Source organism: Leptothoe sp. LEGE 181152 (genome assembly GCF_032906605.1).
Classification (GTDB): Bacteria; Cyanobacteriota; Cyanobacteriia; order Phormidesmidales; family Phormidesmidaceae; genus Leptothoe; species Leptothoe turfae.
In genome coordinates this window covers 36,473-51,672 of the sequence record NZ_JASATU010000018.1, presented here as the reverse complement: position 1 = coordinate 51,672, position 15,200 = coordinate 36,473, and the positions used below count along the sequence as shown (strand labels likewise).

Genomic DNA, 15,200 nt, shown 5'->3' with positions numbered 1-15,200 from the left:
TTGCCCTTTAGATGGGGCAAAATCGCTACACTGCCATCACCTATTTTCTAAAATACTTTTATTGCTAAGCTACCAGTTGTGTCTCTGGGGCATTACAGCGAAAAGGGGCGGGGCAACCTAGTTTACGACGAGTAGCAACCTTGATGTCATAGGTCTTGATGCGTTGATTTGTGGCTGTAGCTGAGTGTTTTAGGTTTTTCGCTATTCTCAGCAATAGGACCAACGCTATGTATTATTTGCTTAGAAAAACAGCGTTACATGACAGACAGTAATTTCGGTCGCAGACTTGCCAATCGCTATGAGCTCATGGACTCAATAGGTCAAGGCTCCATGGGTAAAGTCTATTTGGCTGAAGATATGCTCCTCGGAGGTGTTCCTGTTGCTGTTAAATTCCTTTCTCAAACCCTGCTTAATGAGCATATGGCCCAGCGGTTTATGCGTGAGGCCATGACCTGTGCTCAGCTAGGAAACAATAGTATGCATGTCGTCAGGGTTACCGATTATGGTGTTACGGATGACGAGATTCCCTTCTACGTTATGGAATATTTGAAGGGAAAAAATTTAGGCCAGGTCATTCACCCAACTCCTTTGCCTATTCCACGTTTTCTCGACTTTATTCGCCAGATTTGTTTAGGGCTGGAGACAGCCCATAAAGGCATCGTTCTGAACGGTCAAATTATTCCTATTATTCATCGTGATATTAAACCCAGCAATATCTTGGTTACTCAAAGTGCCAGTGTGGGTGAGCTGGTCAAGATTTTGGATTTTGGTATCGCGAAATTAATTCAAGTTGATAACAGCGAGCAAACCAGCAGTTTTATGGGAACGTTGGCCTATGCATCTCCAGAGCAGATGGAGGGACAAGAGCTTGATCGGCGTTCCGACATTTATAGTCTTGGGGTAATGATGTACCAGATGCTGACAGGTACATTGCCGTTGCGCCCTCGTAATAATACGTTCGGTGGTTGGTATAAAGTCCATCTTTCCCAAGACCCCATACCGTTGGATGGGTTATCACCCTATGGTGTATTACCTAAGGTGCTAAAAGATACGATTCTCCGCTGTCTAGCGAAAGATCGGGCGCAACGGCCTAATAGCGTTAGCCATCTTTTGGATAGTCTAGCGCCTTTAGAAAATCGTTTTGGTCGCTCAATTGATCTGGGTAAGCAGATCAGGGGGACGTTGCGAGAGCTGCCGGTGGTTCCTAAATCGGACCCACCCAACGATTCGGAAGAAGATCGTTTTTGTCGACTACAGATGTGGCCCGAAACTACGCCTGTTGCCGAAATCGTTTTTCCTCAACTGCTCAACATGAGCAATCGTCAGTTGCCTACACTCTGGGCAATGCTGGCTGCGCAAGAAATTAACCAACGAATTGGTAATACGAGTTCTAATAATTTTCTGTGTGTTCGTAATCCCCATCCCATGGTTCTTTGGGTTACAGCGTTCTACAGCAAGACCCATGGAGCACGATGGTTATCTAGTTACCTAGATCTCAAAAATCCTGGTAACCAAAAGTTTGTATGGCATTTGGGTGCGGCGGGGGCCTACCGCATTCTCTTTTTCTCAAAGGAAGCGCCTAACCAGTGTCTAAACTTTCGTCGTTTACACATTGCTCTACCTCAGCAGAAACTTCTGAAAGAATGGGTCCTGATGGCCCGCACGATTGTTCCAATCGGTAGTCCTCGAGATAGTAAAAAGATCCTTAGAAAGGAGCTAAACGATAGCTTAAAACCTCGGATGCTTTTGAGTTTTGAAGCGATGCAATCTGATACTTAACTACAAAGCCACCCCTTACATTTAACTGATGCCGGGAAAATGTATGACTGGATGCCAACTAGAACGTAAGATGGCACTTGTAAAGCTTGGGACCGACCATTTTAAAATCCCTTTGGAGCTGCCTGAGCAAATTGCGATCGCAGATATATCATTTACCTCTGCTGATTTCAAGACTTCACCCTGAGGATCACCCTGACGAATCTCAGTAAATACCTCTATTCCAAACGCTTCTAAGTCTGCTTTTACCTCAGCCAGTAAAGTCTGAACCTGCTCTTCAGACTCCCTTAGTTCCACACGAATACACTCATCAATGACCCAACAAAGTGTGCACTGCTTAGGATAACCATTGGTTTTAGCTGCTGCTTGGATACGTGAGACTAGATGTTTAGCACTGTTGCTGCCATCGTAGGGAATTAATAAATGGGTAAATAGAGTTTGGCAACGCAACGCCAGCTCTTGCTCACGATAGGTAGCTACCAACTGGGGTCTTAAAATTACAAGCGGTATATTAAGTTGCTTGGTAATCCCCGTGGTTGTGCTACCAAAAAATTTTTCAGCTAAAAGCGAACGCGTGGGAGTCCCCAGAAGCAGTACATCAGTATCGTAGCAGCGCACTGCCTTCTCAATATTATTGATGACACGCCCCGAACGAACATCAACGATAACTGACTTGCCATCAGGTAGTGCAGCTTCATTAGCTGCCGCGAGCTGCAATTTGGCTTCTTCAACAGCGTCATCGTTCACTTGAGGAATTTCGCGCTCAGTTGTAATCGAAACATTATGGAAAAAAACTACTGTATCTAAGCCAGACTGAACTAAATCAGGCACAAACTTGATCAGCCGTTGGAGACTATCCTCAAAATCAGTACAGACTAGTGCACTTTTAAACATCTGGCTTCACTCTACCCTCATAGCATTGAGATTCACGCCTAATTTTCTGCTGTAGAGTCCTTATGTGCAACAGTGCTACAGTGGAAAATTAATCTTGAAAGGCTACTACCACTACTGTAATATTGTCCCGTCCACCCCGCTGTTTGGCTGCATCAACCAGAGATTCAACAGCAGTTGGGCATGAACGAATACTCTTTAAATGGGTAGCAATTAGGGGATCAGACAACTCCTCAGTTAATCCATCGCTGCATAACAATAGTCGATCACCCGCATCGACATCCAGTGACTGAATGTCGATGCGGTTTAAATCTTCTCTGCCTAAACACTGGGAAAGCACATGCCGCCAAGGATGATGCTTAGATTCATCGGGAGTCAATTCACCATCTTCGATAGCTTTAGCAACCCAAGTGTGATCGGTGGTAATTTGGTCTAGCTTAGCCCCTCGTAAGCGATAAAGACGAGAGTCACCGACGTGGGCGCACCAGGGATGGTTGTCACAATCTCGGAACATCACTGCTACGGCAGTTGTCCCCATATCTGCCCGCTCAGGATGGTGATATTGGTCTTTTAATATAGCGTCATTAGCTGCGATAAACGCTTTGCGTAGCATTACATCGGGAGCCTCTGAACTCTCCCAATGATTGTCCAGATACTGATAAATAGCTTCTGTCGCTAAACGACTGGCCTCCTGACCACCAGCATGTCCCCCCATGCCATCTGCAACCACAAAAAAACGGCCTAAATCATCCAGGTAATAAGCATCTTGATTACTAGTGCGTAGCAATCCTGGATCAGTTAAACCGGCAAAAAAGCGTTGCATAAAGCATCTAGGCATAAAGGGAGGAACTAAGGCATACGATCAGTGCGACCAAGACGCATCAAGGCGCGGACTAACGCTATTCCCGAAGCAATGGCGGGTAATATCATACCCAAAGCAACCCATGGTAATTGACTAATTAACAAAAGGGTAGCTGACAGAGTAAACGTGCCCAACAGCAGAGTGTAGTTTGTCATTAAATTGACACTACTAAGGCGACGTATAGCACGATCTGTTTCAATAGAGCGTACTCTTACCCGAATATCGCCTCGATCCAACCGGTCAAGCGAGTCCTCAATTCGCCGTGGCAAGCCAAATGCTGAACTTCCAACTTGAGCGGCTTGACGACCTATTTCGCCGATCAGTCCATTGGTAGAAGAATTAGAAACGTTAGTCATAAGCTGATTAGCAAACGGTTTTGCGGCTTCCATAAAGTTAAAGTCTGGATCTAGGCCTTTCCCGACACCTTCTAATGTGGAAAAAGCTCGCATAACGAATGTAAACGTTGCTGGAAACCGGAAGGGTTGATCGTAGGCAACCGCATACAAATCGTCGCTGATAGCAGTAATGGACTGTTCCTCAAAAGGCTTATCCATGAAGTTATCCAGAATATACTGAATCGAGCGACGCACAGGCCCCATGTCCTCAGTTTCTGTTAACGCACCTAAGTCAATTAGGGACGCCATTACCATATCGGCATTTCGCTGAGATACTCCCATAAAGGTCCGCATCAGACCATCGCGGGTAAGCGGTTGGATCTGCCCCATCATGCCAAAATCATAAAAGATTAGAGCACCATCTGGATTCACAGCAATATTGCCAGGATGAGGATCGGCATGGAAAAAACCATCATTTAGAAGCTGATGCAAGTATGCTTGAGCTCCCAATTGGGCTAGTTGTTGACGATCTAAGCCTGCAGCTTCTAGAGACTCGTAATGACTTATCTTAATGCCTGGCAAATACTCTAAGGTTAATACTCGTCGTGATGCGTAGCGCCAATAAATACGAGGGGCTTTTACCCAATCAATAGCGCGGAAATTACGCCGGAAGGTATCTGCATTGCGACCTTCGTGGAGGAAGTCGATTTCTAACCAAAGAATACGACAGCACTCTTCATAGATGCCGATCCAGTCTCGCCCTCTACCCCACTCAGGATGACTCTGAAAATAATGGGCAATGCCCTTCAAAATCGAAAGGTCTATTTGAAAGAGACGTTGCAAGCCAGGTCGTTGAACTTTAACAACGATTTCTTCACCTGAATGGAGCTGAGCCCGATGTACCTGCCCTAGGCTAGCTGCTGCTAGCGGTATTGGGTCAAAGGTTCGATATAGTTCCCCAATGGGTCTCCCCAAGTCATCCTCAATAATTGCCTTGACTTGTTCATAGCTGAAGGCTGGAACTTGATCCTGGAGTTTAGACAGCTCTTCAACGTATTCAGTGGGAAATAAATCAGAACGAGTGGAAAATAGTTGGCCTAATTTAATGAATGTTGGCCCAAGGTTTAAGAAAGTCAAGCGAATCCAACGAGCTTGGGCGCGTCTTCGAGCCGCCTGTTTTTCAGGTGATATGCCTCCGGCATAACTCCAAGACTTGTTATACAGCCAGCGTTTACCCAAGAAGGATAGAAAAAATGACCAGATATCAACAAATCGCTCTGGACGACTATAACGTCGGTTCCAGCGATAGTTTGTCTCGACTGATGTCACATTAAGCGGTTTGTCGGCAAGCTGTCTTGCTTCTAAGGCTGCATCCGCTACTTCAACTAGGGCTAGTCGGGAATTATCGCCACCATGCCCATTGAGTGAGTGCTCACTAGAACGCTCACTGGACGATGGCTGATCAGTTGTATTGGGAACTGTAGACACGCAGTCTCCTAGATGGCCAGCGGATTCTTATAACTATGAACGGAACGCGAAACTGTTAAGGAACGACGCTCCCACAGTTAGATGTGAGCATCTAACTGTGGGAGCGTCGTCTAGCAATTAAGAAGAACGATATTGCTGTAGAGCAACACGCACTTGAGCAATTTCAGCGCGCAGATTATCGATTGTTGCCTGCAGATCTTCACCTACACCATCATCAGTCTCAGAGTCCATCCCTGCTTGGGAGGATTGAGCCTGTTCAAAAACATCTTCAACAAATCGATGTAGCCATTCTCTCTGCTCAGCGTCAAAGCGGCCAACACCACTCATGCCAGTAGTAATAGCTTCCTCAACTTTTTCACCGATAGCCGTTGCTAAGGCACGTCCCAGAAAGAACGCTTGCAGCGTTGGATTGCTCATAAAAAAAATTACGGATATCTAAGCGACATTATACCCATGGTTTAAGACTACCTGAGCCCAATAACCAAACCCACCCAATATTTTCTAGAGATGGAAACTTTTCTAATCTACTGTAGTTAAGTCAATCTGACAGTAAATCAGATGACTGGATGGGTTCTTCCGGAGCGATAATAATCGGCCCATCTTCAAACTGAGATTCTGACGCGGGCTGTTTGTTAAACCAAGAAGGCGTTTCAGTTAAGGGGATTGTGTAGTCAGCTGGTGGCTCATCGATGAAGCCAGGCTCAGGGGTGAGCTCTCCTCTATTGGTTGAGACTACTGGAGGTAAGGATTCTTCTTCGAAAACTTCGTTCGTAATATCCCGTACAGCATCTTTTTCATTGAAGGTAGCTGGAATTGGGCTAGAAGCATCGTCTAGAATTACAGCTTCCTCAGCAGGAAATTCTTCATCACGGTAGATGTCTTCGCTGACGTTATAGTTTTCGACATCCGTATCGGGAGTATTGGTGTAAACCAACTGAGGGGGCGATATTGAATTTTCTTGATCAATATCAAAGGCATTACGCTCTTTAACTAAGGGTACCTGGGGGGGCCATTCTGCTAACGGAGGAAAGTTTTGTTGGGGATTAAACAGTGGTGCTGGACTCACAGCTAATACTTGAAAACGTAAGGTGCTGCCCATAGCAATACCCAGGGTACTGGCTAAAGCTGCTGTTGCAACTAAAGAGAATAATTTCCGTTTGGAAACTCTGACAGATTTTGGCCTTGAAGTCTTCACAGTGGATCTAGTTGGCGGCGGCATTATCTGCATACGAACACAAAAAGCTTCAGTAAGAAGTCGCTGAAAGTTTTGAGGATAAGAGGATGAAATAACGATGCTGTCTGATAGGCCGCAAGCTTCACTAGAACATTTGACGCTTGCCAGGTGAGTTAAGTGCGGATGGGATTTAATATTTCCTCAATTTCCAACTTTATCGATAGCAGTGGAGAAATGGCAATGGTATTAGCTAAGTAACTTTTATCCTTTATGGCTATATGAACTCGTGTTAGAGGATTTCGACCAATTTAAATTGTTTGCTACTTAACGTCTGTTTGCTACTTAACGTCTGTTTGCTACTTAACTTCAAGGGGATAGTGATGATGCAGGTAGGTTTCAGCTGAAGCTATGGAATTGATCTCTCCATCTAGGGTTGCATGGGTTAGAGCAGTCAATATTTGACGATATAGAGGGCCAGGAATGTAACCCAACTGTTTAAGGTGATGTCCATTAATGGGAGGGCAGATGTGAATCAGATGGCTGATGTAATACCAAATGTAAGTGCCAATTGATCGAGGATGGCGTACGCTAATCAGCAATAGGCTAGGCAGGTCGTGGGGGGCTAAGGTCTGATAGATAAAGCTAGGCTGGGGCTGATCAGCGTGCTGAAATTGTTCTAACAATTGATTTTCAACCTGTGCTAGCTGTTGTAATCGCTGAATTGAGCCGAGGGGTAACTGTAAGTTGGTTGCTATTTGCGATCGCACCTCCACCCTTGCCAGCAAAACCTCAAGCCTAATGAGCCAGGCTTCCACACCAATATCTTTGCCCACTTCATCGATAAATCGCTGTCGCCAACGACCGGCCCGATGCATTTGCCGCCATAGGTCTGCATCAATGGTCAAAGATGGATGCAGGCAGCTTAAAGCACCGAGCTTATCCAATAATCCTAGGGACTGAGCCCAGTAATCGGCCTGGAAAATATAGGTCAGCTCAGCTTTAAGTCGTGTTTGCAGGGCTGGCATTCGTTTCTTTGTTTGCTGTGCCTGCAGGTCCGCATAGATGCCGCTATCTACCGCATAACGGATAAAAGTTTCAGTTTGAGAGTCGAGGCCGAAGCCTAAACGCACGGCAAAACGTACAGCTCGAAAAATGCGAGTAGGGTCCTCGATAAAGCTATTGGCATGGAGTACCCGCACCTGGCGCTGCTGGATATCCAAATAGCCTCCAAAAAAGTCTAGCAGCAACCCTGGCTGAGGCGATGTCAGACGAATGGCCATGGCGTTGATGGTAAAGTCACGCCGATAGAGATCTTGGCGAATTGAGCTGGGTTCAACCTCTGGATTGGCAGCGGGATAGGGATAAAACTCGGTGCGGGCGGTGGCAATATCAATCATCAACGGAGCATGGCCAGCCCGTGTCCGCCAGATTAAAGCGGCAGTTTGAAACTCTCCATGGATCTGGAGTTCAGCATCTGGGTACTGCTGTTGTAGCTGCTGGGCCAAAACGATGCCGGCCCCTTCTACAACAGGAGATCGAAAGCTATCTACCACCAAGTCAATGTCTTTGAGGGGCACCATTTGATCGATAGGAGCCAATAATAAATCCCGTACAGCTCCACCCACCAAATAGAGATGCCACCCCTGTTCCTGGGCCGCTAGGGCAATGTGAGTTAACAACGTCCATAGCTCTTTGGACTCTAAAGCTGTGGGATAGGCTTGCAATGACGTTTGTAATCTTTCATATACATTGGTTTTGAGCGGTGTGAGGGCATCGTCATCCACCGCTTGAGGTGGGTACATCTGTCGTAAAACGTCAGTGCGGGTGACAATACCCACCAGCTCATTTCCATCCAGTACGGGCAATCTACCCACGTCATAGGTGACCATCAAGGCCTGAATCTCGCTCAGGGGGGTATAAGGTGTGATGGTCTTCAAGTTGAGGGTCATATAGCCTTTTACTGGAGCATGACTAAAACCATGGTGTAGCGCTAAGTCAATGTCTCGCCGAGAAATAATTCCCTGTAGTTTCCCGATGTCGTCAGCCACACACAGACCGGCGTGGCCATAGCGCAGTAAAATTCGCTGTGCATCTGCTACCGTAGTTGCTGGTCGGATGGTCCGGACTGGCGAAGACATAACATCCTGAGCTGTGACTGATTGGGTGTGGGATTGGACAACAGCATCACAGAGCTGATGGAAGATGGTTTCAGGTTCATCGGAAGTGAGATTCGCCGATGCCGCACAGACATGACCTCCGCCACCATGGGGTTGGAGTAATGCCCGACAGTTCATGCCGGTTTGAGGGCGGGTACGGCCAATTAATGTCAGCCGAGGTTTGGCCTTAGATGTGTAAACACTCCCTAGCAGTAAACTATCCAAACCTAATAGAGCTATTAAATGACTGGCCAACCCTGAGAGCCCAGGTACAAAAGTGTCTGTTTTTAGATAGATAGTGCCTATGGTGTAGCCTTCGATTTGCTGAATTTTTGTGGTGTCCAGGGCTGTGCTCAGCAAATTTTGGAGGGTGGTTGATAAACCGGGTTCCACTGCTTCAGCAATGGTTTGCTGATTTGCCCCTTGTTCCATTAACCAGGCCAGGGCATAGGCGTCTCGAGCTGTGGCCTGGGCAAATGTCAATGAACCCGTGTCGACATGGATACCGAGGGCCATGACTGTGGCTTGGGTAGAGGAAATCTGTCTGTCAGACTGTTGTAAGGCTTCCACCACAAGGGTGGTAGTGGCTCCTACCGCCTCAATATGGGTTTTGCCAGGCATATCAGGAGAAGACTCCGTATGGTGGTCATAAATTGTGATGGGTAGTTGGGTTGCGATCGCATGTTCAATCCAAGCGGCGGCGGTTCCTAGCCGATGACGTTGGTGAGTGTCTACCAACGTAATTGAACGAATCATAGACGTTGTCACCGCCCGTCGTTCAATCAGGGGATACTCATCCCGATGCAGGGCTAAAAAGGATTTGACGGCTGGATGAGCACCACCGGTCAGTACAATCCGACTGCCCGGATTCAGGCAAGCCAAGCCAACCGCTGCTCCCAACGTGTCAAAATCTGCAGTGGTATGGCAAAGAATTAAGTCCATAGGAGATCCATCAGCCCAAGCAACTGACTTGTTGATGGCAATCTGCAAATATTAGTTCAGAAAAATTAATCCCAAGGGATTCAAATAAAACGCTTTCTTTAAGTACCTAATATTTGATAGCTTACTAAGCAGAGCAATCAGTGCTCCATACTGTATCACCATCGATAGATTAAGATGCTTGCCCAGCTTTAGAGGCGAAATTCTATTCGGTTAATATGGCAGTTTTCCGACTGGGCACGGTGAATCAGATTTTTTGCTGTCTTGAGAGTGGCGCGTTATGTCTATCCTGTTTCAACTGTTTCTGTTTGTTCTGGTAGTTTGGTCTTTCGTTATGGTTATTGGGGTTCCCGTGGCCTATGCTTCACCCCAAAACTGGGATCAATCCAAGCGATTGATATTCCTTGGCTCTATTATCTGGGCAGTCCTGGTAATTGTAGTAGGTAGTCTGAATTACTTTGTGGTGTAAGCCATTATTTCGAAACCTAGTTTTGGGCACTTAAGCAGCTGTCATTGCTGAGTGTTTTACTGGTGAAAAATATTTGCTGTCGGGTGGTAAGGTCATTGAGACCTACCACCTTATTTTTTTGAAAAAGTAGAGAACTCCATGGCTGTTTTTGAAGGAAGTTTCGACCGTGCCAGCGCTGCTAAATTTGCAATCGTAATTGGTCGATTCAATGATTTGGTTACTAACAAATTGCTAGAGGGATGCCAGGATTGCTTAAAGCGCCATGGTGTAAATGTAGACCCCAATGGTAACCAAGTAGACTACGCCTGGGTCCCTGGTAGCTTTGAAGTGGCTTTAGTGGCCCGACAGCTGGCTCTCAGTGGACAATACGATGCCATCATTTGTTTAGGGGCTGTCATTCGTGGTCAAACCCCTCACTTTGACTATGTTGCGGCTGAAGTTTCTAAAGGTATTGCAGCAGCAGGGTTTCAAACTGGCGTTCCAGTGGTGTTTGGTATTTTAACCACCGACTCTATGCAACAGGCGTTAGAACGAGCAGGCATCAAAAGCAACTTAGGTTGGAATTACGCCATGAGTGCCTTAGAGATGGCTAGTCTAATGTCTCAGTTGCCTAAACCAGTTAATGCTCTGGAGATGTCCAGTGTGATGCCTCAATTGCCCAAATCTGCAGAGGTCTGATGGTTAGGGCGTTGGCGACTTGGGGGTACCTTGAATTCGGAACTCTCAAGTTCTTAAAACCCACTCCAGAAAGTTTTTTTAGAATTTGTTTGACAAGGAAAAACTTTCTGTGGCATCCTTGATAAGGTCAAAACAAGGCAAATGCGGGTGTAGCTCAGTGGTAGAGCGTCACCTTGCCAAGGTGAATGTCGCGCGTTCGAATCGCGTCACCCGCTTCCAAAATAGACTATAGGTGAGTCTAGTCGACGGCTTTGTAATCTGCTTTACAGATTTGATTGCTATCAAGGTTATGTCTAGACAAGGTGTATTTAGGTGATTAGGCTATCTGAATAAATTTTTTCAGATGCATAGTTTAAGCGTTTTTGCCTCTGCATTATCAGACTTCCAGGCTTTTAATTTGCACCTACTGACAGTGCATCTGGTCAATGTGGCTGCGTCAGTCTACATGTTTAGAGTCGTCCGTCAGCTTAGCGTTGAGCTAATTCGAGCGCTTTCAATTCGGCGAGATCTAGAATCATGCCCTCGCGAGCCACAATGCTATTGGGAAACGCAGCAGCAGTCTTGCGACCAATATCGTCCATAAAGTCATCATCATGAAGTGGATCATGATGGAAGACCACTAGTTTTTTCACGTTGGCAGCCTTTGCCAATTTCACTGCTTCTTGCCAGGTGGAATGTCCCCAGCCAACTTTACTGCTAGTTTCAGAGTGATATTCTGCATCGGTGTAGGTACAGTCATAAATCATCACATCTGCATTTTGCGCTAGATATAAGACGTTTTCATCCAGTCTTTCAGGAAAATGCTCCGTATCAGTCACGTAGGCGGCTGCGAGGCCATTCCACTCCACGCGATAACCCACTGCTTCACCTGGATGATTGAGTAAAGCATTGGTTACATTGATGTCTCCAATGGCGACTGTTTCACCAACGGATAGGTCACAGAACTTTAGCTGGGCCTGCATAATCTGCAATGGTACCGGGAAATTAGGATGCAGCATCTGATCGTTAAGACGCTGTTCGATGGTTGCTCCGTTTGGGGAAATGACGCCGTATACCTCAAACTGATTGCTGGGTAAAAAAGCAGGCACAAAAAATGGAAATCCTTGGATGTGATCCCAATGGGAATGGGTGAAAAACATACTGGCCCGTATGGGCGTGCCTTCGTTCAGTAAATGCTGTCCCAGTTCGCGCAAGCCTGTCCCGCCGTCAAAAATCAAATGCTCACCATTAACTCGCATTTCGATACAGGAAGTATTGCCGCCGTAGCGAACTGTTTCTGCACCAGGACAGGGGATACTGCCTCGTACTCCCCAAAAGTGAATCGTAAATTGAGCATTCGAGTCGGACATCAGTGGCTAATAATGACGTTAATGAGGGACGCGAATCTTGCTGAATGGCTATTGACGAGAGTGGTTAAACCCATTAGCGTAGCGTATCCCCCTTTTTTCTAGAGAAATATATGGTAATCAGGAGTAATCTTACCCAGTGATCCATACAAATTGCTTGTAAACCCAGACTGTCTTTATAGATCAAGCCATAGTGCGCACATTGGCCATCGTTAAGATTTTTACATCCGAGCTGACTTCATCGCATGGTTAGGCGTTTGAATAAGCATTTTTAGGTTAGGCCATCTTGCTTACAGCCAGTTTGCCCAAAGCTTTATCGAAAGTAGGCGCAAGGCATGCCTCTTCTTGCTAGCAAGGCAGCAGCTGAGGTAAATGGCTTTGTAGGCTCGCTAAGTCACTATAAGCTGTGAGGTCGTAGTGTAGAGGTGTGACTGTAATATAGCCAGCTTTAATCGCTTTTACGTCGGTGGTAAACCGATTCATAAAGTCAATAGTCTGCGCCTGATTCAAACTATTGGGTAAGCCATGGGATAGTTCGCTGTCGCTTTCTTCTAAGACTTCTCCTGCCAGCCAGTAATAGGTTTTTCCACGGGGATCAATGCGTTTCTCAAAAAGATCTCGGTACCGACGTATCCCTAGGCGGGTTACCGTTATTCCCTGTATTTTGGATTTCGTTATCGGTGGAATATTGAGGTTGAGGAGTAATGGCTGATCGAGCTGTGTCAGCGTTTGCACTAACTGGCAGGCATAATCTGCTGCAGGTTGAAAATCTGAATAATGAAAACTGGCTAAGCTAAGGGCTACACTAGGGATGCCTTCTAGCAAGCCTTCCATGGCTGCTGATACGGTGCCTGAGTAGAGGACGTCATTACCTAAATTGGCTCCGTGATTAATGCCTGAAAGTACGCAATCAGGTGCTGTGTCTAACAGGGCGTCGAGGGCAAGTTTTACACAATCGGCTGGGGTACCTGAACAGGCCCATGCCTGAATGCTTTCATGGTAAACAGAGGGGACCTGTTCGGCTCGAATCGGGCGGTGCATCGTAATGCCGTGACCTGTGGCGGATCTTTCACGGTCGGGACAAACTACGGACACGTCATGACCTTTGGATGCCAGGGTATTGGCGAGGGTACGAATGCCAGTGGCGAAAATACCGTCATCGTTGCTGATTAATAGTTTCATAGGGAATCAAAGCTTAGGTGTAGACTAAAGGTTGTCTTTTGTGACCCTCCCGTTTCAACTTTTTGGCCAGTATGACCACCGACCTAGAGCAGCAACTGAGTACATTACAGCAAGAAGCCAGCGATGCAATCGCAACCTTAAGTAACCTCGACGAACTCGACCAGTTTCGGGTGAGCTATTTGGGCAAAAAAGGTAAGCTTTCCAAAATCTTAGGCGGTATGGGCAAACTCTCTGCCGAAGATCGCCCTCGCATAGGGGCCTTGGCTAATCAGGTCAAGACAGTGCTGCAAACTAGCATTGACGAGCGTAAAACCGCTTTGCAAGATGCCAAAATCCAAGCGCAGCTAGAGGCTGAAACCTTAGACGTGTCAATGCCTGGAACATACTTACCCCAGGGAAGGGTTCACCCTATCAACAGCATTATTGACCAGATTACCGATATTTTTGTGGGCCTTGGGTATACGGTGGCCAGTGGACCTGAAATCGAAGAGGATTATTACAACTTTGAAGCCCTTAATTTCTTACCTGATCACCCTGCTCGGGATATGCAGGATACCCTCTATTTGCCCAACGGCAAGATGATGCGTACCCATACGTCCAATACCCAAATCCGGTACATGGAAAATCATGAGCCGCCGTTGCGGGCCTTGGCTATGGGGCGCTGCTATCGTCGCGATACAGTTGATGCAACTCATGCGGCAGTGTTCCACCAAATAGAATTTTTTGCTGTTGATAAAAACATCACATTTGCTGATTTACGTGGCACTATCCAACTCTTTTTAGAGGCTTTATTTGGTGAGATTGAGGTCAGATTACGGCCCAGCTATTTCCCATTTACTGAGCCCTCAGCCGAAGTGGATGTGAAATGGAAGGGCAAGTGGTTAGAAGTGCTTGGGTGCGGCATGATTGACCCCAATGTGCTTAAGGCTGTTGGCTATGATCCTGAGGTTTACAGCGGCTTTGCAGCTGGCCTGGGGGTTGAACGCCTGGCGATGGTACAAAGCCAGATTGATGATATTCGTCGGTTGTATGCCAGCGATCTACGCTTTCTCAAGCAGTTTTAGGTTTGAGTGAAGCTTGATGACCGTTCGTTGTTTGTTGGGAAACAGGGACAGCTTTAGTCACAAGCTAACCCCCCTATGGAACATCCATTTGACAGAGGGGATTACTTTAGCTATCTGTTGTGGATGAAACCGTTGATTAACTATCGGATGCCACACCAATACCAATGGGGCAAGCCACATTGGTGCCACCAAGACCACAGTAACCACCAGGATTCTTCGCTAGATACTGCTGATGATAATCTTCAGCATAGTAGAATTCAGGTGCATCCAAAATTTCGGTTGTGATGGTGCCATGACCAGCCTGGGTCAGTGCCTCTTGATACATGGCTAAGGACTTCTCAGCAGCGGCTTTTTGCTCAGGAGAGTAGGTATAAATTCCAGACCGGTACTGGGTTCCTACATCGTTACCCTGGCGCATACCTTGAGTAGGGTTATGGCTTTCCCAAAATACTTTTAGCAGTTGCTCGTAGCTAATCACGTTGGCATCAAACACCACCAACACAACTTCGTTATGTCCGGTCATCCCGGAACAAACTTCTCGATAGGTGGGGTTAGGGGTGTAACCTGCGCTATAGCCTACGGATGTTGAAAATACGCCTTCTTGTTGCCAAAAGCGGCGTTCAGCTCCCCAGAAACAACCCAGACCAAACATTGCTGTCTGCATGCCATCGGGAAACGGTGGCTGTAAAGGATTGTGGTTAACGTAATGCTGCTTAGGGACAGGCATCTTATCAGAACGACCTGGCAATGCTTCATTAGTAGACGGCATTGTGCCTTTTTTGCCTAAGCTACCAAGTCCAAAAAACACCATAGATTTGCAATAGATTTAAGAACGCCTAT

General features: G+C 46.6%; 13 protein-coding genes and 1 tRNA gene. 5 read left to right on the top strand and 9 right to left on the bottom strand.

All coding sequences use genetic code 11. The features are described 5' to 3' along the window. Positions 1-258: 258 nt before the first annotated feature. Positions 259-1,779: a serine/threonine protein kinase gene (locus QGP82_RS11995; protein WP_163661520.1), complete on the top strand. Its 1,521-nt coding sequence runs from the start codon at positions 259-261 to the stop codon at positions 1,777-1,779. A gap of 21 nt (positions 1,780-1,800) precedes the next feature. Here QGP82_RS11995 and QGP82_RS11990 read toward each other — a convergent pair whose 3' ends face one another. From QGP82_RS11990 to QGP82_RS11965, 6 genes are all read right to left on the bottom strand, one after another. Then, positions 1,801-2,670 carry a universal stress protein gene (locus QGP82_RS11990; RefSeq protein WP_163661518.1) on the bottom strand — a complete coding sequence of 290 codons (870 nt, stop codon included), beginning with the start codon at positions 2,668-2,670 and terminating at the stop codon, positions 1,801-1,803. A gap of 88 nt (positions 2,671-2,758) precedes the next feature. Next, complete coding sequence (locus QGP82_RS11985; RefSeq protein ID WP_163661516.1) at positions 2,759-3,490, bottom strand: PP2C family protein-serine/threonine phosphatase; 732 nt, start codon at positions 3,488-3,490, stop codon at positions 2,759-2,761. A 26-nt stretch (positions 3,491-3,516) separates the two neighbouring features. Then, entirely contained in the window at positions 3,517-5,193 is a 1,677-nt protein-coding gene (locus QGP82_RS11980) for an ABC1 kinase family protein (protein ID WP_348917900.1), read from the bottom strand. Between the two features lie 276 nt (positions 5,194-5,469). After that, positions 5,470-5,769 (bottom strand): DUF6825 family protein, encoded by a 300-nt coding sequence (locus tag QGP82_RS11975; protein ID WP_006515793.1) that lies wholly within the window; start codon positions 5,767-5,769, stop codon positions 5,470-5,472. A 121-nt stretch (positions 5,770-5,890) separates the two neighbouring features. Further along, positions 5,891-6,451 (bottom strand): hypothetical protein, encoded by a 561-nt coding sequence (locus tag QGP82_RS11970; RefSeq protein ID WP_163661512.1) that lies wholly within the window; start codon positions 6,449-6,451, stop codon positions 5,891-5,893. Between the two features lie 431 nt (positions 6,452-6,882). Next, positions 6,883-9,624, bottom strand: a complete 2,742-nt coding sequence (locus QGP82_RS11965) for a CBS domain-containing protein (RefSeq protein WP_163661510.1) — start codon at positions 9,622-9,624, stop codon at positions 6,883-6,885. Positions 9,625-9,901: 277 nt separating this feature from the next. On the opposite strand from QGP82_RS11965, the gene psbZ reads away from it, so the two are divergent. The 3 genes from psbZ (at position 9,902) to QGP82_RS11950 (ending at position 10,983) form a co-directional block, all read left to right on the top strand. Continuing rightward, complete coding sequence (gene psbZ / locus QGP82_RS11960; protein WP_006515790.1) at positions 9,902-10,090, top strand: photosystem II reaction center protein PsbZ; 189 nt, start codon at positions 9,902-9,904, stop codon at positions 10,088-10,090. A gap of 138 nt (positions 10,091-10,228) precedes the next feature. Beyond that, positions 10,229-10,768 (top strand): 6,7-dimethyl-8-ribityllumazine synthase, encoded by a 540-nt coding sequence (ribH, locus tag QGP82_RS11955; protein ID WP_163661508.1) that lies wholly within the window; start codon positions 10,229-10,231, stop codon positions 10,766-10,768. Between the two features lie 143 nt (positions 10,769-10,911). Beyond that, positions 10,912-10,983: transfer RNA gene (locus QGP82_RS11950), tRNA-Gly, on the top strand. A gap of 252 nt (positions 10,984-11,235) precedes the next feature. Here QGP82_RS11950 and QGP82_RS11945 read toward each other — a convergent pair. Both QGP82_RS11945 and surE read right to left on the bottom strand, forming a co-directional pair. Beyond that, positions 11,236-12,117: an MBL fold metallo-hydrolase gene (locus QGP82_RS11945; protein WP_163661506.1), complete on the bottom strand. Its 882-nt coding sequence runs from the start codon at positions 12,115-12,117 to the stop codon at positions 11,236-11,238. 345 nt (positions 12,118-12,462) lie between these two features. Continuing rightward, positions 12,463-13,296 (bottom strand): 5'/3'-nucleotidase SurE, encoded by an 834-nt coding sequence (surE, locus tag QGP82_RS11940; RefSeq protein WP_163661504.1) that lies wholly within the window; start codon positions 13,294-13,296, stop codon positions 12,463-12,465. A gap of 71 nt (positions 13,297-13,367) precedes the next feature. Between surE and pheS the strand changes: the two genes are divergently transcribed. Continuing rightward, on the top strand, positions 13,368-14,360 hold the full coding sequence (gene pheS / locus QGP82_RS11935; RefSeq protein WP_163661502.1) for a phenylalanine--tRNA ligase subunit alpha: 993 nt from the start codon (positions 13,368-13,370) through the stop codon (positions 14,358-14,360). A 136-nt stretch (positions 14,361-14,496) separates the two neighbouring features. Here pheS and msrA read toward each other — a convergent pair whose 3' ends face one another. Further along, on the bottom strand, positions 14,497-15,171 hold the full coding sequence (gene msrA, locus QGP82_RS11930) for a peptide-methionine (S)-S-oxide reductase MsrA (RefSeq protein ID WP_163661501.1): 675 nt from the start codon (positions 15,169-15,171) through the stop codon (positions 14,497-14,499). Between the last annotated feature and the right edge of the window lie 29 nt (positions 15,172-15,200).

Coding starts and splice junctions, on each gene's coding strand:
- ribH (WP_163661508.1), top strand. CDS start 10,229: ATGGCTGTTTTTGAAGGAAGTTTCGACCGTGCCAGCGCTGCTAAATTT.
- QGP82_RS11965 (WP_163661510.1), bottom strand. CDS start 9,624: ATGGACTTAATTCTTTGCCATACCACTGCAGATTTTGACACGTTGGGA.
- psbZ (WP_006515790.1), top strand. CDS start 9,902: ATGTCTATCCTGTTTCAACTGTTTCTGTTTGTTCTGGTAGTTTGGTCT.
- QGP82_RS11985 (WP_163661516.1), bottom strand. CDS start 3,490: ATGCAACGCTTTTTTGCCGGTTTAACTGATCCAGGATTGCTACGCACT.
- pheS (WP_163661502.1), top strand. CDS start 13,368: ATGACCACCGACCTAGAGCAGCAACTGAGTACATTACAGCAAGAAGCC.
- QGP82_RS11990 (WP_163661518.1), bottom strand. CDS start 2,670: ATGTTTAAAAGTGCACTAGTCTGTACTGATTTTGAGGATAGTCTCCAA.
- QGP82_RS11970 (WP_163661512.1), bottom strand. CDS start 6,451: ATGGGCAGCACCTTACGTTTTCAAGTATTAGCTGTGAGTCCAGCACCA.
- msrA (WP_163661501.1), bottom strand. CDS start 15,171: ATGGTGTTTTTTGGACTTGGTAGCTTAGGCAAAAAAGGCACAATGCCG.
- QGP82_RS11975 (WP_006515793.1), bottom strand. CDS start 5,769: ATGAGCAATCCAACGCTGCAAGCGTTCTTTCTGGGACGTGCCTTAGCA.
- QGP82_RS11945 (WP_163661506.1), bottom strand. CDS start 12,117: ATGTCCGACTCGAATGCTCAATTTACGATTCACTTTTGGGGAGTACGA.
- QGP82_RS11995 (WP_163661520.1), top strand. CDS start 259: ATGACAGACAGTAATTTCGGTCGCAGACTTGCCAATCGCTATGAGCTC.
- surE (WP_163661504.1), bottom strand. CDS start 13,296: ATGAAACTATTAATCAGCAACGATGACGGTATTTTCGCCACTGGCATT.